The sequence below is a fragment of the Streptomyces sp. NPDC088730 genome, assembly GCF_044751215.1.
Taxonomy (GTDB): Bacteria; Actinomycetota; Actinomycetes; order Streptomycetales; family Streptomycetaceae; genus Streptomyces.
Genome location: NZ_JBIVLK010000005.1, coordinates 139543 through 160750, shown reverse-complemented (window position 1 = coordinate 160750; position 21208 = coordinate 139543). Strand labels below are relative to the sequence as shown.

The window sequence follows — 21208 nt, the reverse complement described above, 5'->3', positions numbered from 1 at the left end:
GTCACACCGTCCTGATGCGCGGGTTGACCAGCAGATAGAGCAGGTCGACGATGACGTTGACCACCAGGAACGCGATGGCGATGGTCAGTACGGTGCCCTGGACCAGGGCGACATCGCCGCCGGTGACACCTTCGAGGATGAGCTTGCCCATGCCGGGCAGGTCGAAGATCGCTTCGATGACGACGGCGCCGCTGAGCAGGTAGCCGACCTTGACGCCGAGCACGGTGAGCGGGGTGACGAGCGCGTTGCGCAGCACCGAGCGGATCACCAGGAACACCGGCAGGCCGTTCCCGCGTGCGGTGCGGACGTAGTCGCGGTCGAGCTCGGCGACCATCGAGGTGCGGACGAGCCGGGCGAGCGAGGCCGCGACGGGCACGGCGAGTGAGAAGGCGGGCAGGGCCATGGTGCGGAGCCAGCCGCTCAAGGAGTCGGCGGGGTTGGTGTAGCCGCCGGTCGGGAAGATCCGGGTGTTGAGTGCGAACTGCTGGATGAGCAGGACACCGAGCCAGAAGGACGGGACGGCTACCCCGGCCATGGAGAGCACCCGGAACAGCTGGTCGGGCCAGCGGTCGCGGTACATCGCGCCGAGGACGCCGGAGACGACCGCGAGGACGATCGCGAGGACCAGGCCGAGGACCGTCAGCTGGAGGGTGAGCGGGAAGGCGGCGGTGATCCGGTCGACGACGGGCTGGCTCGGCGGGACGGTCATCCCGAGGTCGAAGTGGAGCAGCTGGCCGAGGAAGTGGAAGTAGCGTACGGGCAACGGGTCGTTGAGTCCGTTGGCGTCGGCGAAGGCCGCACGGGCTTCGGGCGTGGCGCTCTCCCCGAGCGCGTTGAAGGCCGGGTCGGCCGGCGAGAACTGCAGCACCACGAAGACGAGCAGCGCGATGCCGAGGATCATCACCGGCATCATCGCGACGCGGCGCAGCGCGAGCCGGAGAAAAGCAACCATCGTCGGGTTCCTTGCGGTTGGGCGGGCCGGTCCGGGACAGCGGGGTCTGGTGTCCCGGACCGGGCGATCTGGCGCCGGACGAGCGGCGCCGGCTGGGAGGCGGCCCGGGGGCCGGCTGGGGCTTCCGGGCCGCCCGGTCACCGGGCCGGTGGCGGGCCCGGTGACCCGGTCGGGGGCGGTCAGGCGCGGCTGACGTCCAGGAAGGACAGGCCGGTGGTGGGCAGCGGCTTGAAGCCGGGCAGCGCCTTCTCGGTCCAGGCGGTGGGGAGTTTGCGGTGCAGGACCGGGTAGAGCGCGGCCTCGTCCGCGACGAGGTCGGTGACCTGGCCCCACAGCTCCTTGCGCTTCGCGTCGTCGCCCGCCTGGGCGGCCTTGTCGAGGGTCTGCTTGACCTTCTTGTACGCGGCGGACTTGCCCCAGCCGTAGCGGCTCTCGGGCCAGAAGCCGTAGTAGAACCAGCGCAGCAGCAGGTCGGCGTCGTTGCCGAAGACGGACGGGTCGCCGGGGGCGACGAGGACCTCGAAGTCCCCCTTGTCGACCTTGGCGTACTGCGCCGGGGACTGGGCGATGCTGAGGGTGACCTTGACGCCCGCCTGCTCCCAGCTCTCCTTCAGCAGCGGGGCGATGTCCTTGACCCAGCCGGTGTCGGTGGTCAGGACGGTGAACGCGAGGTTCTTCACGCCCGCGTCCGCGAGCAGTTGCTTCGCCTTGGCGACGTCGTGCGTGTAGACGGTCGCGGCCTTGTGGTAGTCGGGGTGGGTCGAGGGCACGTAGCCGGTGGCCGGTGCGGCGTTGCCGACCATCGCGGTGGAGATGATCTTCTCGGTGTCCAGGGCGTAGTGCAGCGCCTGGCGCACCCGCTTGTCCGCGAACCGCTTGTCGGCGGTGTTGAACATCAGGAAGAGCAGCCCGAAGGACTGCACGGACTCCGTCTTCGCGTTGCCCGAGAGCCGCTTGACGTCGATGTACGGGACGTCCTCGATGGCCTGGACGCGGCCCGACTCCATGGCGCTGACGCGGGCCGACTGGTCGGACATCAGGCGCCAGACCATCTTCTTGGCCTTGGCGGGGTGGGCGCCGTTGTACTTGTCGTACGCCTCGAAGACGATCTTGTCCTCGCGGGTGGCCGAGACGAACCGGTACGGCCCCGAGCCGACCGGCTTGGCGTCGAAGGCCTTGGGGTCGGGCGCCACGATCTTCTTCGGGACGATCCGGGCCACGGCTATCCGGGACGGGAAGAGCGCGAAGGGGTACTTGAGCTTGAACTCGACCGTGCCCGCGTCGACGGCCTCGACCGTGTCGATGAAGGGCACGAACTGCGCCATCAGCGAGGCGTTCTTCGGGTCCAGGATGCGTTCGAAGCTGAACACCACGTCCTCCGCGGTGACGGCGGAGCCGTCGTGGAAGGTCGCCCCCTTGCGCAGCGTCGCCCGGTAGGTGGTGGCGTTGATCTTCTTCGGCATCTCGGTGGCGAGCGCGGGACGTGCCACGAGTGTTGCCGGATCGAGATCCACCAGACCCTCGAAGATGTGCATATTGGCGGCGTACGGGGTCGCGCCCGAGGTGATCATCGGGTCGAAGCCGGTCGACAGCGGGTAGGACAGGCCGGCCTCGATGAGGTCGCTGCCGCTGCCCTTGTCCATCGATCCGTCGGCGGTCGAGGACGGTCCGCCGCAGGCGGCGAGGCTCGCCGTGATGGCGGCCGCGGCACCGACCGCACTGGTGTAACGCAGGAAGGTGCGGCGCTCGACACCGGCTGCTCTCAGCTCGGGCACGGGTCCTCCAGGGACTTTGAGGTGGGGCGTCAGGGGTGAAGACGGGCGGTGGATCGGTGGTTCACGGGGACCGCGGAACCTGAAGCATCAGACGTCAGATGTCTGATGCCTTGATAGCGTGGGAACGTAGCTTGACAATCGAGAGGGGTCAAGAGGTGGGGAGTTCACATATGTCCGGAACGAGGCCCGGCCGGCAGTTGCTCCGGCAGGAAGTCGTCGACGGCATCAAGCGGTACATCCTCGAAGAACGGCTCCGCCCCGGGGACCCGCTGCCCACCGAGCCCGCCCTGTGCGAGGCCCTCGGCGCCAGCCGCTCCAGCGTCCGCGAGGCCGTCAAGATCCTCAACGCGCTCGACATCGTCGAGGTCCGCCACGGACACGGCACCTACGTCGGCAGGCTGAGCCTGTCGGCACTGGTGGAGAGCCTGACCTTCCGCGGACTGCTCTCCCCCGACGACGACTTCCAGGTGATGGCCGACCTGGTCGACGTGCGCGAGCTCTTCGAGCGCGGCATGGCCGACCGCATCGTCACGCTGCTCACGCCGGAGCAGCTCGACGCGCTGGACGGCCTGGTGGCCACCATGCGCGAGACCGGCGCGCAGGAGGGGCACGGCTTCGTGGACGCCGACCGGGCGTTCCACGCGCTGCTCGTCGCCCCGCTGGGCAACGAACTGATCGGCCAGCTCTCGATGGCCTTCTGGGACGTGTACACGATCGTCGCGCCGCATCTCGACGGATTCACCCACGCCGACGAGACGGCGACGATCGTGGCCCACCAGAACATCGTGGACGCCGCGCGGGCCAAGGACACTCCCGGTTTCATGCAGGCGCTCGGCGAGCACTACGCCCCGGTCAGGCGCCGGATCTCGGAGGCGCGGTCCCGCGGCGGCGCCAAGGGCTGAACCCGCTTGCCGGCGCGCCGGCAAGCCGAGTGCGGGAGGGCCGCCGCCTTCCCGGGCGCGGCTTGGCGCACCCTTGACGGGTACCGCGGCAGCTGCCTAGGGTCCGTGTGCCGACAGGACATCTGACGTCATCCGTCTGATGACCCGTGGTTCACCTCCCACCCCGGCACCTCCCGCCGCGCCCCCAGGAGGGCACCTCCATGCCGTTGACGGATCTCTCGCTCGCGGACTGCCGCGACTACCGGCCGCCGCTCCCCGTTCCGGCGGACTTCGACGCCTTCTGGTCCCGGACCCTGGCCGGGACCGGGGACGACCCGGCGTGGAAGCCGGTGTTCGCCGAGGTGGACACGGGGCTCACCCAGATCCGTACCTACGACGTGACGGTGCCCGGCTTCGCCGGCCAACCGGTGCGCGGCTGGCTGCGGATGCCGGCCGGCTCGCGCGAACCCCTCGGCTGCGTCGTGGAGTTCCTGGGGTACGGCCGGGGCCGGGGCCTCGCGCACGAGAACCTGCTCTGGGCCGCGGCCGGTCACGCCCACCTGGTCATGGACACCCGCGGCCAGGGCTGGTCGGCGGCGGGCGGTGACACCGCGGACCCGGACGCCGGAGCGGCCGGGGCCGTCCCCGGTTTCCTCACCCGTGGCATCGAGAGCCCGGAGACGTACTACTACCGGCGGCTGTTCACCGACGCGGTGCGCTGCGTCGAGGCGGTGCGCGGCCACCCCGGGATCGATCCCGACCGGATCGTCGTCACCGGGGTGAGCCAGGGCGGCGGTATCGCGCTGGCCGTGTCCGGGCTGGTGCCGGGGCTGGCCGGGGTGATGCCGGACGTGCCGTTCCTCTGCGACTTCCCCCGCGCGACGGAGATTTCGGGGCGCCCGCCGTTCACCGAGATCGCCGAGTACCTGAGGCTCCACCGCGACCGGACCGAAGCCGTCTTCAGCACGCTGTCGTACTTCGACGCGGCGCTGCACGCCACCCGCGCCACCGCTCCCGCACTGTTCTCGGTCGCCATGATGGACGAGATCTGCCCGCCCTCCACCTGCTTCGCCGCCTACAACGGCTACGCCGGGCCCAAGGACGTACGGGTCTACGCGTTCAACGGGCACGAGGGCGGCGCGGAGTACCAGCAGCGGGAGCAACTGGCCTGGGTGCGCGACCTGTTCGCCGGTCCGCCGTCGGGGCGGGCCGGACACTCCTGAGCGGAGGCACCTTCCGTGCGCAGACGATCCATGCTCCTCGCCGCAGGCGCGGCGGCCCTGAGCACCCAGCTGGGCGGCCGCGCCTCCGCCGCCGCGGGCAGCGGCCCGGTCCTGGACCACGACACCCCCGTGGACCTGGACGGCAGCGAGTACGTAGACCTGTCGAACCAGGTCGGCGTACTCGCCCCGCTGACCACGGGAACCATCGTCGTCACCTTCCGCACCACCAGCCGCAACGAGGCGATGACGCTGTTCAGCGCCTCCGACCCCACCGCGCCGTCCTCCAACGTGACCCTGAACCTGAGCGGCGGCGCACTCCAGTTCTCCGTACGCGAGAAGGGATCGGTGCTGATCAATGTCATGACCCGGACACGGTACGACGACGGGCTGCGCCACACCGTCGCCGTCACCGTCAACGCCTCCGGCACCGAGCTGCACGCCGGCGGACGCGTGGTGTACGCGACCGCGCGGCAGGCCTTCTTCGGCAGCGTCTCCAGGCTCACCGCGCTCGCCCTGGGCCGCAACACCGACAGCGACCACCCGGGCGGCGAGTGGTTCTGCACCGGCACCGTCGAGCGGGCCGCGGTCTGGGACCGGGTACTGACCGGGACCGAACTGGTCGCGCAGTGCCCGCGTCCCGACCTGGCGGACCTGGGCCGGATCTCCACGATCCTGAACAGCGACACCCCGGCCACCTGGGTCCTCACCGGGGACAGCATCACCCACGGCGCCCTGCACACCAACGGCTGGCGCAGCTATCCGGAGCACTGGACGGAGCGCGTCCGCTGGGAGCTGGGCAAGCCGAAGAACCGCGACTTCGTGATCGATTCCGGGGTGAGCGGCGCCACCAGCGCCGAACTCGTCGCGCGGTTCGGCGAGCGGGTCACCGCCTTCTCGCCGCAGGTCGTCTCGATCATGATCGGGACCAACGACATCGCGACGTCCGGACTCGGCCCCGAGACCTACCGGGCCAACCTCGTCTCACTGGTGCGCTCGGTGCGTGCGCTGCCCGGCTCCCCGGTGCCGGTCCTCCAGGCGCCCAACCCGGTCGATCCGGCGAAGTGGCCGGGCCGGGTGGGGCTTGCGCGGTACGCCCAGGTCATGGGCGAGGTGGCGGTACAGCAGGACGCCGTCTTCGTCGATCACTACAAGGACTGGCTGGACGGCAACGGCGGCCAGGTCCCGTTGTCCCTGCTCGGTGACGGGCTCCACCCAAACGAGCGGGGCCATCACCGGGTCGTACTGAAAATGATCAAGGATCTGCGGATCTTCGACGCGGGCAGCCGGGTCTGCTCCCTGCACGTTCCCTAGCCCCGGCGCACCCCCCAGTCTCCCACCCTCCGAGAAGCACCACCCTTCCGAGAAGAGAGATCGTCCATGCAGCGAACTGTCCCTGTCGCCCTGCTGAGCGCCGCCCTGCTGGTGGTCGCCGTGACCGGCACCGCGCAGGCCGCGGCGCCCGCCCCCGGCGCCCTCACGTCCCAGGACCTGACCGTCGACGGCGTGGGCTCCCCCCACTACCGCATCCCGGCCCTGACCACCTCGGTCAAGGGCACCCTGCTGGCGGCGTACGACGCCCGTCCGACCCTCGCGGACCTGCCCTCCAACATCGGCGTCGTGCTGCGCCGCAGCACCGACGGCGGTACGACCTGGCAGCCTCAGCAGGTGGTCCGCAAGGACGCCGCGCCCAAGGGCTACGGGGACCCCAGCCTGCTGGTCGACCGGACCACCGGCCGGATCTTCCTGTTCTACGCGGCCGGCGTGAACCAGGGCTTCGGGGGCTCGGCCACCGGCAACGACGAGAGCGACCCCGACGTCCTCCAGGCCGACTACAGCTACTCGGACGACGACGGACTGACCTGGACCCACCGCCGGATCACCAAGCAGATCAAGGACCCGGCCTGGGCCGGGATGTTCGCGGCGTCCGGCGAGGGCATCCAGCTGCGCAACGGCGCGCACAGGGGCCGGCTGATCCAGCAGTACGCCGTCCGCGTCAACGGCGCCAACTACGCGGCGAGCGCGTACAGCGACGACCACGGCGCCAGCTGGAAGATGGGCAAGCCGGTCGGCCCCGGCGGGGACGAGAACAAGACCGTCGAGCTGAACGACGGCACGGTGATGCTCAACAACCGCTCCGCGCCCTACCGGACGATCGCGTACTCCACGGACGGCGGCGCCACCTACACCCCGTTCGTCCGGGACACGGCGCTTCCCGATCCGGCGAACAACGCCTCGGTGATCCGGTACGCCCCGGACGCCCCGGCCTCGGACCCGCAGTCCTCCTGGCTGCTGTTCAGCAACACTGCGGACACCGGGTCACGGCGCAACCTCACCGTCAAGATGTCCTGCGACAACGGGAAGACCTGGCCGATCCGGAAGGTCGTCGACCCCGGCGCCGCGGCCTACTCGACCCTGACCCGGCTGCCGGACGGCAGGGTGGGGCTGCTGTACGAGCGCGGCGACTACGAGCACATCACGTACGACTCGTTCGATCTGAAGTGGCTGGGCGGCACCTGCGCCGACGTCACCATCACCCCGCCCGCCACGCTGAAGGCGGGGACCGGCGCCGAGATCACCGTCCGGGTGGTGAACCGGATGGACGTGACCCGCGGCGCGGGCACGGTCGATCTGACCGTGCCGAGCGGCTGGACGGCCCGGCAGACCGCGATCCCGGCGCTGAAGCCCGGCCAGGGCGCCAACATCAGGATCCCGGTCACCGTGCCGGCCGGCGCCTCGGGCGACGCGACGCTGACCGCGACGTTCCGGTCCGACGGGAAGGCGGCGTCGGGCAGCGGGACGGTGACGGTCACCCCGTGACCGGGCCGGCCGGGTCCGTCCGCCGCCGGGGCGGCGGGCGGACCCGAGCCGTTCGGGCGGCTGCGCTCAGGAGACGAAGCCGCGGGTGATGTGGGTGCCCGTCCCGGCCGGCTCCGCGGCGTAGCCGGACTCGCCGACGCAGTCGCTGTACTCGTAGTTGGCCGTGGACGTGCCGCTCAGGCCTCCGGCGTCCGTGCTGGTCGGGCCGCCGAACACGGCGTCCGCCCTGGGCATTTCGGCGCAGCTGGGGATGCCCGCGTAGTACTCGACGAAGCCGCCCTGCGAGCCCTGGAGGTTTCCGCTCCCCGCCGGCAGCGTGTAGGTGCCGAGGTGGGTGGCGGCGCCCGTCTGTGTGTCGGTGGCCGTACCGGACCAGGTGTTCGTGCCCGTGCGCTCGACCAGGATGTCGTAGCGGTGGCCGTACACGGCGTCGAAGTCCACGGCGCAGGTGACGCCCGCCCCGCCGTCGGCTCCGTCGTGGCAGAGCGGGTCGCTGGTGGTGGCGCCCGCGGTGAAGGTGGAGAAGCGGGCGGACAGCCGCTCGTGCCCGCCGCTGTCCGGACGCGGCTGAAGCCCGGTGTAGCCCATGGCGTCGGCGAAGCTGTACTGCTGGGCGAAGTAGATCCCGTCCAGGTGCGCGGTGGCGGGGTTGACGGTGATGGGGAAGGTGATGTTGGTGAGCCCGGCGGACGGCGTGCCACCGATCGACCATCCGACCGAGACATTGCCGCCGCCGACCGCGGCGACCGCCGTCGGGTCCATCGCCACGAGCAGGCCTGCTGTCGCCGCGGGCACGGCGCAGCGGCGTAACGCGCTGATGAATGACATGTGATCCCTCTCTGGTGCGCGCGGGCCGGGGGCACCGGCCCCTGTGCACGGAGGCCCGTGCCCCGGCCGCGGGTTGCTGTCACGCCGGACGAGCCGTCGTGACCGGCCGGAACCATCCGATGTCCCGCGCCGAGGGTGCACCCGCCGGGGCCACGTCTCTATGGACTTACGCGTCCCGGCCCTTGGACTCCTCTGCGCCGTCCGGTCATCGGGCGGGCAGGAGCCGGGTGTCCGGTCATCGGGCGGGCAGGAGCCGGGTGCGGATGCCGTCGAAGTGGGTGCGCATCGCCCGTACCGCGCGCAGGCCGTCGGCCGCCGCCACCGCCTCGACGATCTCGTGGTGCTGGGCACAGGTGACCCACGGGTCCTGATGGCCGTCGTCGAGATCCTCGCGGACCCGGTCCATCGCCGCCCAGAAGGCGTCGAGCACCTCGCTGAGCAGGTGGTTGTCGAGCGAGGCGTACAGCGCGAGGTGGAAGGCCCGGTCGGTGGCGCGGGCGACCCGGCCGCCGTCCGCCTCCTCCTCCATCTTCGCCACGAGCGCCCGCAGGACGCCGAGGTCCTCGCCCGGGATACCGGCCGCGACGGCGCCCACCAGCCCCGCCTCCAGGGCCTCGCGCACCTTCATCAGCTCGGCGAGGCCCGGCTCGCCCTGGCGGTGGCGGACCGCGGCGCGGAAGGCGAGCCCCTCGGCGAACGGTGACAGCGAGAGCGAGCCGACGAAGGTGCCGAATCCGCGCCGGATCTCGACGACGTTGACCGCCTGGAGCGATTTGAGCGCCTCGCGCACCGAGACCCGCCCGGCGCCGAAGAGCTCCATCAGCTCGGCCTCCGTGGGCAGCGCGTCGCCCGGCGCCAGCCGGCGTTCCAGGATCAGTTCCTTGATCCTTCGCTCGATGTCCTGAGCCATGGTGGGCCGCGCCACAACATCCTCCTGAGGTGCCGTTGCCCCTTGACCGGTCACAGGAGCATCTGTTTAAGGTGAAGCCAGACATAGGACATCTTACGTCTCACGTCTCGATCCGCGTAGCCCGACAGCCCGGATCGGCATCCCGATCAGCTGGAGCCTCCACCATGTCTCTGACCGCACCGCTGCAGGGCGTAGTCCCGCCGGTCTGCACCCCGCTCGACCCCCACGGGGAGGTGGACACCGCGTCCCTGGCCCGGCTCGTCGAGCACCTCGTCGGCGGGGGCGTGCACGGACTCTTCGCGCTCGGGTCCACCAGCGAGGTCGCCTACCTCACCGACGAGCAGCGCGCCACCGTCCTGGAGACCGTGGTCAACGCGACCGACGGCAGGGTCCCCGTGCTGGCCGGGGTCATCGACACCACCACGGCCCGGGTCGTCGAGCACGCCAGGTCCGCCGCCCGGCTCGGCGCAGACGCCCTGGTCGCGACCGCGCCGTTCTACACCCGCACCCACGGCAAGGAGATCGCCGGGCACTTCCGCCGGCTGCGCGCCGAGGTGGACCTGCCGCTGTTCGCCTACGACATCCCGGTCGCCGTGCACAGCAAGCTGTCCGCCGCGCTGGTCCGCGAACTCGCCGAGGACGGCACCCTGGCCGGGCTCAAGGACAGCAGCGGCGACGAGGGCGGGCTGCGCCGGCTCATCGTCGAACTCGGTGGCCGCGAGGGCCGCGCGCACGGCCCGGTGCCCGGCTTCAGCATCCTCACCGGCTCCGAACTGACCGTGGACGCGGCGCTGCTGGCCGGCGCCGACGGCGTCGTCCCCGGCATCGGCAACGTGGACCCGGCCGGCTACGTACGGCTCTACGAGGCCGCGCGGGCCGGGAACTGGGCGCTGGCCGCCGAGGAGCAGGAGCGGCTGATCGCGCTGTTCGCCATGGTGGACGCCGGACCGGAGGCGGACATGGGCCGAAGCTCCTCCGCGCTCGGCTCGTTCAAGTCGGCGCTCCGGCTGCTGGGCGTCATCGACTGCGGCGACACCGCGTTCCCGCAGATCCAGCTGTCCGCCGAATCCGTCGCGCTGGTCTCCGGACTGCTGCGCGCCGCCGGTCTGCCGCCGGTCCGATGACCATGACGGCACCGGTGGCCCCGACCGTGAGGACAGCGCCGGAGGGACGCCCCGTCGTCGGCCTCGACCTCGGCGGTACGAAGATCGCCGCCGCGCTCCTCGGCGCCGACGGCACGGTCCTGGCCCGGCACAGCCGCCCCACCCCGGCCCGTGCCGGCGCGGCGGCGGTGCTCGACGCGCTCGCCGCTGCGGCGGCCGAGGCCGACCCGGGCAGGGCCGCCGCGGTCCTGGGCATCGCGGCGGCCGGGGTGGTCGATCCCCGCACCGGCATGGTCACCAGCGCCACCGACTCCATCCTCGGCTGGGCCGGCACCGCGCTGGGCGCCGGCCTCGCGGACCGCACCGGGTACGCGGTGGCCTGCGACAACGACGTACGCGCCACGGCCGGCCCGGAGCTCGCCGCGCTCAACGCGGAACAGCAGGGCCGCGGCTCGCTGCTCTTCGCCGCCATCGGCACCGGGGTCGGCGGCGCGATCGCCGTCGACGGGCGGATGCTGCACGGCGCGTCCGGCATCGCCGGGCACCTCGGCCATCTGCCCAGCCCGGAGGCGGCCGGGCTGCCCTGCACCTGCGGGTCCACCGGCCACCTGGAGGTCATCGCCTCCGGCCCCGGTATCGCCGCCCACTACGAGCGGCTGACCGGTGCACCGGTGGACCGGCTGGAGACCGTCGCCGTACGGGCCGCGCAGGGCGACCCGGCCGCGGTGTCCGCGATCACCACGGGCGCGGCCGCCGCGGGCCATGTGCTCGGCGGACTCGCCAACGCCTTCGGCCCCGACCGGGTCGTCGTCGGCGGCGGCGTCCCGAGGATCGGCCCGCTGTACGAGGACGCCCTGCGCGCCGCGTTCGTCTCGGAGCTGATGGAACCGCTGCGCGGGCTCGTCCCCCGGGCGCCGCTCCTCGGCCACGACGCGGCCGTGCTCGGAGCGGCCGCCCTGACCACCACCCTTCCCCTCCACCACCCGGGAGCCCACCGATGACCGCTCAGAACCCGGCCGCGCGGGACCTCGCCGCAGCACTTCAGGGCAGGCTGATCGTGTCCTGCCAGGCCCCGCCCGGCGACCCGATGCGGGAGACCGCGACCCTGGTGCGCCTGGCGCTCTCGGCCGTCGCCGGTGGCGGCGCGGCGATCCGCGCCAACGAGCCGGCGGTCGTCGCCGCGATCGTGGAGGCCGTCGGCCTGCCGGTCATCGGCCTGTGGAAGGACGGCGACACCGGCGTCTACATCACGCCGACCGTCCGGCACGCCCTGGCGGTGGCCGAGGCCGGTGCGGCCGTCGTCGCGGCGGACGCCACCGACCGGCCGCGCCCCGACGGCTCGGCGTTCGCGGACCTCGTCGAGTCGGTCCACGCGGCCGGCGCGCTGGTGATGGCCGACGTCTCCACGCTCGAAGAGGGCGTCACGGCGGCCGCGCGGGGAGCCGACTTCGTCTCCACGACCCTCTCCGGCTACGTGCCCGGCACGCCTGAGCAGACCGGACCCGATCTCGGCCTGGTCGCCGCGCTGTCCGCCGCGATCGACGTCCCGGTCGTGGCCGAAGGCCGGATCAACACCCCGGAGGAGGCGGCCGAGGCCCTGCGGCTCGGGGCGCACAGTGTCGTCGTGGGCACCGCCATCACCGCCCCGACGGCCCTGACCGCCCGTTTCGTCGCGGGCATCGCCCGGCCCTGACCCTCCCCCACCACGCGGGACGGCTGTTCGAGGACGAGCGCCGTCCCGCATCCTGGAGTCACCGTGCAGACCACATCACCCCCCACGCTCCCCTGGTACCGCCAGGTCAGCCGCACCCAGTGGAAGTCGTTTCTCGCCGCCTGGATCGGCTATGTCCTGGACGGCTTCGACTTCGTGCTGATCACCCTCGTGCTGACGGAGATCAGTGACGAGTTCGGCCTGAGCACGGTGCAGGCGGCCAGCCTGATCTCCGGCGCGTTCATCACCCGCTGGCTGGGCGGGGCGGTCCTCGGCGCCATCGGTGACCGGTACGGCCGCAAGCTCTCCATGGTGCTGAGCATCCTGCTGTACTCGGTGGGAACGTTCGCCTGCGGGTTCGCCTGGAACTACCACAGCCTGTTCGCCGCCCGGCTGGCCATCGGCATGGGCATGGCCGGTGAGTACAGCGCCAGCTCCACGTACGTCATGGAGAGCTGGCCCGCCGGGATGCGCAGCCGGGCCAGCGGCTTCCTGATCTCCGGTTTCTCGGTCGGCTCGGTGCTCGCCGCCCAGGTCTACGACTGGGTGGTCCCCTCGCTCGGCTGGCGCTGGATGTTCTACCTGGGTCTCGTCCCGATCGCCATCGCGCTGTGGATGCGCCGTTCGCTGCCGGAGGCGGAGGAGTGGACGGAGTCCGTCGCGGAGAAGGGCGCCAGGCCCAATCCGTTCGCGCCGCTGTTCGCCACCCGCGCCCGGTCCGCCGCCAACACGGTGCTGGTCGTCGTCGCCACGGTCGCGCTGTTCCTCGTCTTCACACCGGGCGGCGCCGGAATGGTCCCGGCGCTCGCGGTGGTCGCCGGTCTCTCGCTCGCCGCGTTCGCCGTACAGCTGGGCGGGAAGCGGAGCTGGGTGCTGTACCTGTCGATGATCGTCACGCTGTTCTTCGCGTTCCTGTACTCGTGGCCGATCCAGGCGCTGCTGCCGACGTATCTGAAGACCGAGCTGGGCTACACCACGGACCAGGTCACCGACGTCCTGTACTTCGCGGGCTTCGGCACCATGGTGGGCTGCTGGGTGGCGGGCTTCCTGGGTGACCGGATCGGGACGAAGAAGGCGTACGCGCTGACCCTGCTGGCCTCGCTCGCCTTCGTCTATCCGGTGTTCGCCGTGCACGACAACCTGCTGCTGCTCGGCATGCTGCTCTTCCTCCTCCAGGCGACGAGCTTCGGCATCTCCGGACTGCTGCCGCGCTACATCGGCGGCCACTTCCCGACGGCGAGCCGGGGCGCCGCACTGGGCTTCACGTACAACGTGGGCGCCCTCGGCGGAGCCGTCGCCCCGGTCCTGGGCGCACACCTCGCCTCCGGGATGGACCTGGGCCGGGCACTGGCGGTGCTGACCTTCGCGGGCACGGTGATCGTCGTGCTGCTGGTCGGCCTCGACGTACCGGCCCGGCTGAACCGGCTGACGGACCCGGACTCCGCGCCGGACCACCTGGCGCCGCCGCCCCGCGACAGTGTGCGGGCGAGCCGCTAGGGCCTGTCGTCAAACTGCCGTCGTCGCCCGAAGGGCGGCCGCGGGAGCGTCCGGAAACGGCGGGGGTCAGGCCGCGATGCGCTCGAAGACCGCCGCCAGCCCCTGGCCGCCGCCGATGCACATGGTCTCCAGCCCGTACCGGCCCTCGCGGCGGTGCAGTTCCCGCGTCAGCGTGGCGAGGACGCGGGCGCCGGTGGCGCCGACCGGGTGGCCGAGCGAGATGCCGGAGCCGTTCACGTTGATCCGCTCCTCGTGGTCCTTCTCGCCGAGCCCCAGTTCGCGGGTGCAGGCCAGCACCTGGGCGGCGAAGGCCTCGTTGAGCTCGATCAGGTCCAGATCGGCGAGGGTGAGCCCGGCGCGGGCGAGCGCCGTGCGGGTGGCGGGGACGGGGCCGATGCCCATGGTCGCCGCCGGCACTCCGGCGCGGGCGAAGGAGACCAGCCGGACGAGCGGGGTGAGGCCGAGCCGTTCCGCCGTGGCGGCGCTGGTCACCAGGCAGGCGGCGGCCGCGTCGTTCTGGCCGCTGGCGTTGCCCGCCGTGACGGTGGCCGCCGGGTCGGACTTGCCCATGATCGGGCGGAGCGCGGCGAGTTGCCCGGCGGTGGTGTCGGGGCGCGGGTGCTCGTCGGCGGTGACCACCGTCTCGCCCTTGCGGTTCCGCACGGTGACGGGGACGGTCTCCGCCGCGTACCGGCCCTCGGCCGCGGCGCGGGCCGCCCGCTGCTGCGAGCGCAGGGCGAGGGCGTCCTGGTCGGCGCGGCTGATGCCGTACTCCCGGCGGAGGTTCTCGGCGGTCTCGATCATGCCGCCGGGGACCGGGTGGTGGACGCCGCCCGCGGTGACCCGGCCCCGGGCGAGCGAGTCGTGCAGCTGGAGGCCGGGGCCCTTGATGCCCCAGCGGCCGTCGTGCGTGTAGTAGGGGGCCGCGCTCATGACGTCGACGCCGCCCGCGATCACCACCTCGCTGAAGCCGGCCCCGATCTGCATCGCGGCGTCGAGGACCGCCTGCAGCCCGGAGCCGCAACGGCGGTCGATCTGCGTGCCGGTGACGGACTGCGGGAGCCCGGCGTCGAGCGCGGCCACCCGGCCGATGGCGGGGGCCTCCGCGGACGGGTAGGCGCTCCCGAGGATCACCTCGTCGACCCGGTCCGGGTCGATCCCGGTGCGGGCGACGACCTCGGCGATGACGAGCGCGGCGAGGGAGGCCGGCGCCTGCCCCGCGAGCGCTCCGCCGAAGCGGCCGATGGGGGTTCGCAGCGGTTCGCAGATCACGACATCGTTCGGGTCTGGCACGGCGGGGCCTTTCGGGGCGGAGGAACGGGGGCGGGCATCGGCCGGAGGTGGGGGCGGCCGGGGGTGTGGTGCGACCCTCGCACCCGGCCGCCGAGCCGGTCCAATATCCAGTTGCCCCTGGTTCAGGACGCGGCGCGTCTCAATGGGGGCGGCCGGTCAACTGGACGGTGTGGGCAGGGCGTCCTCCGCGACGGCGAGCACCGCGCGCAGGGCGGCGGACGGGTTGTCGGCCCGCCAGGCCAGGGCGGCCTGGCGCCGGACGGGCGGACCGGCGAGCGGGCGGTAGACGAGGCCGTTCTGCTGGATGTGCTGGACGGAGGTGACGGTGAGGGTCACCCCGACGCCCGCGGCGACCAGCGCCATGATGGTGTACGAGTCGGGGGCCTCCTGCACCACCCTCGGGTTGAACCCGGCGGCCTCGCAGGCCCCGACCATCGCGTCGCGGACGGTCGAGCCGGTGTTGGCGGGGAACGAGACGAACGGCTCCCCGGCCAGGGCCTCGATGGAGACGCTGTCCCGGGCGGCGAGCGGATGGTCGGACGGGAGCGCGCAGACCAGCTCCTCCTCGTCGATCACCCGGTGGGCGACGCCCGGCTGGGTCACCGGAAGCCGTACGAACCCCAGGTCCAGTGAGCCGTCGGCGACCCGCGCCAGGGCGACGTTGGCGTAGGTCTGGCCCGTCATCACCAGCTCGATGCCGGGGTGGGCGGCGCGCACCGCCCGGGTCAGCCGGGGCAGCGTCTCGTGGCTGGAGGCGCCCGCGAAGCCGATGCCGACCCGGCCGTACTCGCCGCGGCCCGCCGCCTTCGCGGCCCGTACCGCGACGCCGAGGTCGTCGAACACGGTCCGTACCGGCTGGAGGAACGACTCCCCCGCGCTGGTGAGCCGGACCGAGCGGGTGTTGCGCTCGAAGAGCTGGACACCCAGCTCCTTCTCCAGCTGCCGGATCTGCTGGCTCAGCGGCGGCTGGGCCATCTGGAGCCGCTTGGCGGCCCGGCCGAAGTGCAGTTCCTCGGCCACGGCGACGAACGCGGACAGATGGCGCAGTTCCATATCCCCCCTTGCCGCAAGCGGCCATTGATCAATGAGCCGTCTCGATCCGACCTTAATTTGGTATTGGACACCGATCAATGGCCGCTGACACGGTGGAGCGACGCACTGCAGCGGAGGAGCACCGTGGCCACGAAGGACAAGACGATGCCGATGAGGGAGGCAATCGCCGGCTTCGTCCACGACGGCGACACCGTCTGCCTCGAAGGCTTCACGCATCTCATCCCGACCGCCGCGGGTCACGAGATCATCCGGCAGGGCCGCCGGGACCTGACCGTCGTGCGGATGACTGCGGACATCGTGGTGGACCAGATGCTCGCCGCGGGGTGCGTGACCCGGCTGGTCTCCTCGTTCGTGGGCAATTCCTCGGCCGGTTCGCTCGGTGAGCTGCGCCGCCGCGTCGAGAGCGCCGATCCCGCGCCGCTCGCCTTCGAGGAGTACAGCCACTACGGGATGGTCTGCCGTTACCTCGCCGGTTCCCAGCGGCTGCCGTTCTATCCGCTGCGCTCCTACGGGGGCAGCGATCTGCCGTCCGTCAACAGCGGTCTGCGCAAGGTCACCTCGCCCTATCCGGGCCCGGACGGCGAACCCGAGCAGATCTACGTCGTACCGCCCGTCAACCCGGATGTGACGATCATCCACGCGCAGCGCGCCGACCGCGGCGGCAACACCCAGATGTGGGGGCTGACCGGCGTCCAGGCCGAGGCGGTGTACGCGGCGGGGAAGGCGGTCGTGGTGGTGGAGGAGATCGTGGACGACTCGGTGATCCGCTCCGACCCGAACCGGACCCTGGTCCCCGCCCACGCGGTCGATGCCGTCGTCTGCTGCCCGCGCGGCGCGCACCCGTCCTTCGCGCAGGGGTACTACGACCGGGACAACGCCTTCTACCGGGCCTGGTCGCACATCAGCAAGGACCCGCGGCGGCTCCAGGACTGGCTGGACGAGTGGGTGCGCGGAACGGCCGACCACACCGAGTACGTCGAGAAGCTCGGCGCGGAGTACTGGGCCGGGCTCGCCGTCGGGGAGGCGCTCAGCGCGCCGGTGGACTACGGGCGGCGGCTGTGAGCACCCCCCTCACCTCCTCCGAGCTGCTGTCCGTCGTCGCCTCCCGCGAACTCGCCTCGCGCCGGACGGTGTTCGCCGGGATCGGGCTGCCGACGCTCGCCACCGAGCTGGCCCGTCTGACGGTCGCCCCGGACATCGAGGTGGTGTACGAGTCGGGGGTCTGCGGCGCCCACCCCTCGCGGCTGCCGGAGACCATCGCCGACGCCGTGCTGGTCACGGACGCGGAGGCGGTGATCCCGATGCCCGTGCTCTTCGGCTGTGTCCTCCAGGGCGGCCATATCGACGTCGGCTTCCTCGGCGCCGCGCAGATCGACCGCTGGGGCAGCCTCAACACCTCGGTGATCGGGGACTGGGACAGCCCCTCGGTCCGGCTGCCCGGTTCCGGGGGCGGCGTCGAGGTGATGGCCAACTCGCGCGAGGTCTTCGTGGTGATGCGCCGTCACCACCTCCGTTCGTTCGCCGCGGAGCTGGACTTCTGCACCACGCCGGGACCGGACCGGGCGCTGGCCGAGGGCATCCGGCCGCTGGGCGCCGGAGTCACCCGGGTCGTCACTGAACTGGGCATCCTGGCCCGCGAGGGGGTGGGCGAGGAGCTGCGGCTCGTCGCCGTCCACCCGGGCGTCACGGTCGACCGGGTCAGGGCGGCCACCGGCTGGGACCTCCGGGTCGCCGGCACGGTCGAAGAGGTACCGCCCCCGACGCGGGACGAACTGCGGCTGCTGCGCGAGGATGTCGACCCGGACCGGGTGTACCTGCGCTGAGCGGCCGGACGCGCCACGGGCCCCGCGAAGATCCGCGGGGGCCACCGGACCGATCCACCTGCCCCCACCCCGAGAGGACCGTAACCGCCATGCGTATCAGGATCGTCGGAGCCGGAGCCATGGGCCGCGGCATCGCCCAGTGGGCAGCCGTGGCCGGACACACCGTCGAGCTGGGCGACGTACGGACGGAGGCGGTGACGGAGGCGGCCGGCTTCGTGCGCTCCATGCTGGAGCGGGCCGTGCAGAAGGGCCGGACGACCGCCGACGAAGCGGCGGCCGCCGTGGCACGTCTCGTCCCGCTGGAGGACCCGTGGGCAGCGGGCCCGGAGGTCGAGCTGGTCATCGAGGCCGTGCGGGAGGACCTCGCCACCAAGGCGGAGGTCTTCGGCCGGCTGGAGCGGGCGCTGCCCGGCTCCGCCGTCTTCGCGACCAACACCTCCTCGCTGTCCGTGACCCGGATCGCCGCCACGCTGGCGGACCCGACGCGCCTGGCCGGGCTGCACTTCTTCAACCCCGTGCCGCTGATGCGGATCGTCGAGGTCGTGCCCGGCGCGGCCACCGGGCCCGGCATCCCGGCGCTGCTCACGGAGTTCGTGGAGAGCTGCGGCCACCGCGCGGTCACGGTCGCCGACACCCCCGGCTTCCTCATCAACCACGCCGGGCGCGGACTCGTGACGGAGGCGCTCGCGCTGCTGGAGGAGAACGTCAGCGACCCGGCGGGCATCGACCGGATCGCGCGGGACGTACTCGGCCTGCGGATGGGCCCGTTCGAGCTGATGGACCTCACCGGACTCGATGTGACCGCCGCCGTCATCGACTCGATCTGGGCGGGCTTCCGCCACGAGGACCGGCTGCGCCCCTCCTACCTCACCCCGAACCGGGTGACCGCCGGACTGCTCGGCCGCAAGACCGGACGCGGCTGGTTCGCGTACGGCTCCGAGGCGCCCGCCCCGGCCGCGGAGGCGCCGGTCACCGGCGACCCGGACCGCCCGGTGCACGTCTTCGCCGCCGCACCCGATGACCGGGACGCCGCCGCGCTGCGCGAGGCACTGAGCGCTGCGGGCGCCACGGTCGAAGCGGAGCCGCAGCCGTCGGCCGGGGCGCTGGTGCTGGTCCCGGTCTGGGGCACCACGGTCGCCTCCGCGGTCGCCGCGCACCGGCTGCCCGCCGGGCGCACCTTCGGCGTGGACCCGCTGCCCGCCGCCGGACGCCGCCGGGTACTCGCGGTGACACCCGCCGCTGAACCGGCGGCCGCGCGGGACGCCCGCGCGGTGCTGGCACGGGCGGCGCACGGGGTCGGGCCGTTCGCGGTCTCCGTGGTCCGGGACACGGCGGGCACGGTCGCGCAGCGGCTGCTCGCCTCCATCGTGTCGGTCTCGGCGTCCATCGCGGAGCGCGGTCTGGCGGCCCCCGCCGATATCGATCCGGCCGTCACCACCGGTCTGGGCTACCCGGCCGGGCCGCTCGCCTGGGGTGACCGGATCGGCGCGGCCCGGATGCTGGAGCTGCACCGGGCCCTGTACGCGACGACCGGCGACCCGCGCCACCGCCCGACCCGCTGGGTCACCGAACGCGCCGCCCTCGGCCTGGCCCTGACGGACCCGGGCACCTCCCCGGAGCACTGCCTCGCGAACCCGCAGGACGCGCCCGGGAAGGTATGACGGGGCCGGGCCGGGGCGGCGGGCAGGACCGATTCGTACAAGACCGCCGGCGGGCGCCCGGCCTACCGTCGGACCATGACTCCACGACTCGACGCGGTCGCCATCACCACCGCGGATCTGCCCGCATCGCTCGCCTTCTACCGCCGGCTCGGCCTCGGCATCCCCGCGGACGCGGAATCCGCGCCCCATGTCGAAGTGGCACTCCCGGGCGGACAGCGCCTGCTGTGGGACACCGAGGACGTCGTCCGCTCCTTCGATCCCGAGTGGTCGGGGCCGAAGGGCGGTGAGCGCCTCGGTCTCGCCTTCCGCTGCGACAGTCCGGCGGAGGTCGACGCCGTCTACGCGGAACTCACGGACGCGGGGTACCGGGGCCATCTGAAGCCGTGGGACGCCGTGTGGGGGCAGCGGTACGCCGTCGTCCTCGACCCGGACGGCTGCGCGGTGTCGCTGTTCGCCGCCACCGCGTCCTAGGAGGCGGCTTCCCCGGAGACCGCTTCCTGGGAGACCGCTTCCTGGGAGGCGGCGAGGTATCCGGTCAGGGTGGTGCCGGCCAGTTCACGCACCTCCCGGGCGAGATGCGCCTGGTCGGCGCAGCCCGCCGCGAGCGCGGCATCGGCGTACGGCTTTCCGGCCCGTACGAGGGCCAGCGCGCGCTGGAGCCGCAGGACCCGGGCGAGTGTCTTGGGGCCGTATCCGAAGGCCGCCAGGGAGCGGCGGTGCAGCTGGCGGGCGCCGAGGCCGGCCGCCCGTGCCGTGTCCGCGACGGACCGGCCGCGGTCCAGCTGCGCGGCGGCATACGTCATCACCGGGTCCGGGGGCGCGGTGGCGGCCGCCCTGCGCAGGGCGATCTCCTCCAGGGCGGCGGCCGGATCCGCGGCCTCCGCGACCCGTTCGGCGAGCTCGCGGACCTCCGCGTCCGGCCACAGCCCGGCCAGCGCGATCCGGCGGTCGCGCAGTTCGTGCGCCGGTACGCCGAGCAGGGCGGGAGCCGTGCCGGGGGCGAAGCGGATGCCCGCGAAGCTGCCCCCGTCGCTCACGGACGCGGGTTCGGCACGCGTGTCGGGGCCCGCGACGAGCAGCCTGCCGCCGATCCAGAGCAGGTCCATGCAGCCGTCCGGCAGCACCGGGTGGGCCGAGCCCGGCTCCACGGTCAGCGTCCACACCTTCGCGCCGTCGAGTCTCGACGCGCGCTCTTCGTACCGGTCGCCCATGCCACTATTCTCGTCGAAGGACAGGCACACGGAAAACGGGCGGAATCGGCATCCCGGGGGCGGTCATGGCGGCACTGATGGAGTTCACCACCGACAGCGGCGCGACGGTGACGGTCGAGGTCGACCGGCATGCTCCGGGTGCGCAGCTGGTCTCGCGGGACGGCAACGCCCTGGCCCGCTCCGGGCGCACCTTCGACCACGCGCTCCAGGGAATCCGGGCGGCGGCCGAATCGGCGCTCGCGGTGTTCCGGGACGGCACGCTGAAACCGGACGGGGTGGAGATCGAGTTCGGCGTGAAGATCACCACCGAGGCCGGGGCCGTGATCGCGAAGAGCGCGGTGGAGGGCCATCTGACGGTCAAGCTGTCGTGGTCGCCCGGTTCCGCACCGGCGCCGCAGCCCGTACTGCCGGCCCAGGCCGCTCGGCCACCGCAGGCCCCGCCGCAGCCGCCCGGCGCTGCCACCGGCTGA

20 protein-coding genes are annotated in these 21208 nt (G+C 72.7%); 13 read left to right on the top strand and 7 right to left on the bottom strand.

Going from position 1 to position 21208, the window contains the following annotated elements:
* Position 1 precedes the first annotated feature (1 nt).
* Positions 2–952, bottom strand: coding sequence for an ABC transporter permease (locus ACIP89_RS18160; RefSeq protein ID WP_401929122.1), 951 nt, complete (start codon positions 950–952; stop codon positions 2–4).
* A 179-nt stretch (positions 953–1131) separates the two neighbouring features.
* Positions 1132–2727, bottom strand: a complete 1596-nt coding sequence (locus ACIP89_RS18155; RefSeq protein ID WP_402115669.1) for an ABC transporter substrate-binding protein — start codon at positions 2725–2727, stop codon at positions 1132–1134.
* Between the two features lie 170 nt (positions 2728–2897).
* On the opposite strand from ACIP89_RS18155, the gene ACIP89_RS18150 reads away from it, so the two are divergent.
* From ACIP89_RS18150 to ACIP89_RS18135, 4 genes are all read left to right on the top strand, one after another.
* On the top strand, positions 2898–3629 hold the full coding sequence (locus ACIP89_RS18150; protein WP_402115667.1) for a FadR/GntR family transcriptional regulator: 732 nt from the start codon (positions 2898–2900) through the stop codon (positions 3627–3629).
* Between the two features lie 200 nt (positions 3630–3829).
* On the top strand, positions 3830–4831 hold the full coding sequence (locus ACIP89_RS18145; RefSeq protein WP_401930983.1) for an acetylxylan esterase: 1002 nt from the start codon (positions 3830–3832) through the stop codon (positions 4829–4831).
* A gap of 15 nt (positions 4832–4846) precedes the next feature.
* A complete protein-coding gene (locus tag ACIP89_RS18140) occupies positions 4847–6142 on the top strand; it encodes a GDSL-type esterase/lipase family protein (RefSeq protein ID WP_402115665.1) in 1296 nt (431 codons plus the stop codon).
* A 66-nt stretch (positions 6143–6208) separates the two neighbouring features.
* Positions 6209–7648, top strand: a complete 1440-nt coding sequence (locus ACIP89_RS18135) for an exo-alpha-sialidase (RefSeq protein WP_402115663.1) — start codon at positions 6209–6211, stop codon at positions 7646–7648.
* A gap of 66 nt (positions 7649–7714) precedes the next feature.
* Here ACIP89_RS18135 and ACIP89_RS18130 read toward each other — a convergent pair whose 3' ends face one another.
* The gene (locus tag ACIP89_RS18130; RefSeq protein WP_401929133.1) at positions 7715–8476 is read right to left on the bottom strand and encodes a hypothetical protein; all 762 of its coding nucleotides are present in this window, start codon (positions 8474–8476) and stop codon (positions 7715–7717) included.
* 235 nt (positions 8477–8711) lie between these two features.
* Positions 8712–9401, bottom strand: a complete 690-nt coding sequence (locus ACIP89_RS18125) for a FadR/GntR family transcriptional regulator (RefSeq protein WP_402115661.1) — start codon at positions 9399–9401, stop codon at positions 8712–8714.
* A 149-nt stretch (positions 9402–9550) separates the two neighbouring features.
* On the opposite strand from ACIP89_RS18125, the gene ACIP89_RS18120 reads away from it, so the two are divergent.
* The 4 genes from ACIP89_RS18120 (at position 9551) to ACIP89_RS18105 (ending at position 13697) form a co-directional block, all read left to right on the top strand.
* Positions 9551–10510 (top strand): dihydrodipicolinate synthase family protein, encoded by a 960-nt coding sequence (locus tag ACIP89_RS18120; protein WP_402115660.1) that lies wholly within the window; start codon positions 9551–9553, stop codon positions 10508–10510.
* Positions 10511–10512: 2 nt separating this feature from the next.
* Positions 10513–11490 carry an ROK family protein gene (locus ACIP89_RS18115; RefSeq protein WP_402115658.1) on the top strand — a complete coding sequence of 326 codons (978 nt, stop codon included), beginning with the start codon at positions 10513–10515 and terminating at the stop codon, positions 11488–11490.
* Positions 11487–12182, top strand: coding sequence for an N-acetylmannosamine-6-phosphate 2-epimerase (locus ACIP89_RS18110; RefSeq protein WP_402115657.1), 696 nt, complete (start codon positions 11487–11489; stop codon positions 12180–12182). The genes ACIP89_RS18115 and ACIP89_RS18110 overlap by 4 nt, the downstream gene beginning before the upstream one ends.
* 63 nt (positions 12183–12245) lie before the next feature.
* Complete coding sequence (locus ACIP89_RS18105; RefSeq protein ID WP_402115656.1) at positions 12246–13697, top strand: sialate:H+ symport family MFS transporter; 1452 nt, start codon at positions 12246–12248, stop codon at positions 13695–13697.
* A gap of 66 nt (positions 13698–13763) precedes the next feature.
* Here the strand turns inward: ACIP89_RS18105 and ACIP89_RS18100 are convergent, their stop codons facing one another.
* Together ACIP89_RS18100 and ACIP89_RS18095 are read right to left on the bottom strand one after the other, a co-directional pair.
* Positions 13764–14990, bottom strand: a complete 1227-nt coding sequence (locus ACIP89_RS18100) for an acetyl-CoA C-acetyltransferase (protein WP_401930961.1) — start codon at positions 14988–14990, stop codon at positions 13764–13766.
* A 156-nt stretch (positions 14991–15146) separates the two neighbouring features.
* Entirely contained in the window at positions 15147–16043 is an 897-nt protein-coding gene (locus ACIP89_RS18095; protein ID WP_401929144.1) for a LysR family transcriptional regulator, read from the bottom strand.
* Positions 16044–16187: 144 nt separating this feature from the next.
* Here ACIP89_RS18095 and ACIP89_RS18090 point away from each other — a divergent pair, with 144 nt between their 5' ends.
* The 4 genes from ACIP89_RS18090 to ACIP89_RS18075 all read left to right on the top strand — a co-directional run bounded on the left by ACIP89_RS18090 (position 16188) and on the right by ACIP89_RS18075 (position 19998).
* Complete coding sequence (locus ACIP89_RS18090; RefSeq protein WP_402115866.1) at positions 16188–17105, top strand: CoA transferase subunit A; 918 nt, start codon at positions 16188–16190, stop codon at positions 17103–17105.
* Entirely contained in the window at positions 17102–17866 is a 765-nt protein-coding gene (locus tag ACIP89_RS18085) for a CoA-transferase subunit beta (protein ID WP_402115654.1), read from the top strand. The genes ACIP89_RS18090 and ACIP89_RS18085 overlap by 4 nt, the downstream gene beginning before the upstream one ends.
* 89 nt (positions 17867–17955) lie before the next feature.
* Positions 17956–19527, top strand: coding sequence for a 3-hydroxyacyl-CoA dehydrogenase (locus tag ACIP89_RS18080; RefSeq protein WP_402115652.1), 1572 nt, complete (start codon positions 17956–17958; stop codon positions 19525–19527).
* Positions 19528–19602: 75 nt separating this feature from the next.
* Positions 19603–19998, top strand: a complete 396-nt coding sequence (locus tag ACIP89_RS18075; protein ID WP_402115651.1) for a VOC family protein — start codon at positions 19603–19605, stop codon at positions 19996–19998.
* Here the strand turns inward: ACIP89_RS18075 and ACIP89_RS18070 are convergent.
* Positions 19995–20738 carry a DUF6597 domain-containing transcriptional factor gene (locus ACIP89_RS18070; RefSeq protein WP_402115649.1) on the bottom strand — a complete coding sequence of 248 codons (744 nt, stop codon included), beginning with the start codon at positions 20736–20738 and terminating at the stop codon, positions 19995–19997. The two genes, ACIP89_RS18075 and ACIP89_RS18070, sit on opposite strands and share 4 nt — an antisense overlap.
* Before the next feature lie 65 nt (positions 20739–20803).
* Between ACIP89_RS18070 and ACIP89_RS18065 the strand changes: the two genes are divergently transcribed.
* Positions 20804–21208 carry a CU044_2847 family protein gene (locus ACIP89_RS18065; RefSeq protein WP_401929151.1) on the top strand — a complete coding sequence of 135 codons (405 nt, stop codon included), beginning with the start codon at positions 20804–20806 and terminating at the stop codon, positions 21206–21208.

Excerpts from the sequence above, each read along its gene's own strand:
- ACIP89_RS18115 (WP_402115658.1), top strand. The coding sequence starts at position 10,513 with ATGACGGCACCGGTGGCCCCGACCGTGAGGACAGCGCCGGAGGGACGC.
- ACIP89_RS18150 (WP_402115667.1), top strand. The coding sequence starts at position 2,898 with ATGTCCGGAACGAGGCCCGGCCGGCAGTTGCTCCGGCAGGAAGTCGTC.
- ACIP89_RS18080 (WP_402115652.1), top strand. The coding sequence starts at position 17,956 with ATGCGTATCAGGATCGTCGGAGCCGGAGCCATGGGCCGCGGCATCGCC.
- ACIP89_RS18130 (WP_401929133.1), bottom strand. The coding sequence starts at position 8,476 with ATGTCATTCATCAGCGCGTTACGCCGCTGCGCCGTGCCCGCGGCGACA.
- ACIP89_RS18090 (WP_402115866.1), top strand. The coding sequence starts at position 16,188 with ATGCCGATGAGGGAGGCAATCGCCGGCTTCGTCCACGACGGCGACACC.
- ACIP89_RS18145 (WP_401930983.1), top strand. The coding sequence starts at position 3,830 with ATGCCGTTGACGGATCTCTCGCTCGCGGACTGCCGCGACTACCGGCCG.
- ACIP89_RS18135 (WP_402115663.1), top strand. The coding sequence starts at position 6,209 with ATGCAGCGAACTGTCCCTGTCGCCCTGCTGAGCGCCGCCCTGCTGGTG.
- ACIP89_RS18075 (WP_402115651.1), top strand. The coding sequence starts at position 19,603 with ATGACTCCACGACTCGACGCGGTCGCCATCACCACCGCGGATCTGCCC.
- ACIP89_RS18160 (WP_401929122.1), bottom strand. The coding sequence starts at position 952 with ATGGTTGCTTTTCTCCGGCTCGCGCTGCGCCGCGTCGCGATGATGCCG.
- ACIP89_RS18065 (WP_401929151.1), top strand. The coding sequence starts at position 20,804 with ATGGCGGCACTGATGGAGTTCACCACCGACAGCGGCGCGACGGTGACG.
- ACIP89_RS18120 (WP_402115660.1), top strand. The coding sequence starts at position 9,551 with ATGTCTCTGACCGCACCGCTGCAGGGCGTAGTCCCGCCGGTCTGCACC.
- ACIP89_RS18110 (WP_402115657.1), top strand. The coding sequence starts at position 11,487 with ATGACCGCTCAGAACCCGGCCGCGCGGGACCTCGCCGCAGCACTTCAG.
- ACIP89_RS18070 (WP_402115649.1), bottom strand. The coding sequence starts at position 20,738 with ATGGGCGACCGGTACGAAGAGCGCGCGTCGAGACTCGACGGCGCGAAG.
- ACIP89_RS18095 (WP_401929144.1), bottom strand. The coding sequence starts at position 16,043 with ATGGAACTGCGCCATCTGTCCGCGTTCGTCGCCGTGGCCGAGGAACTG.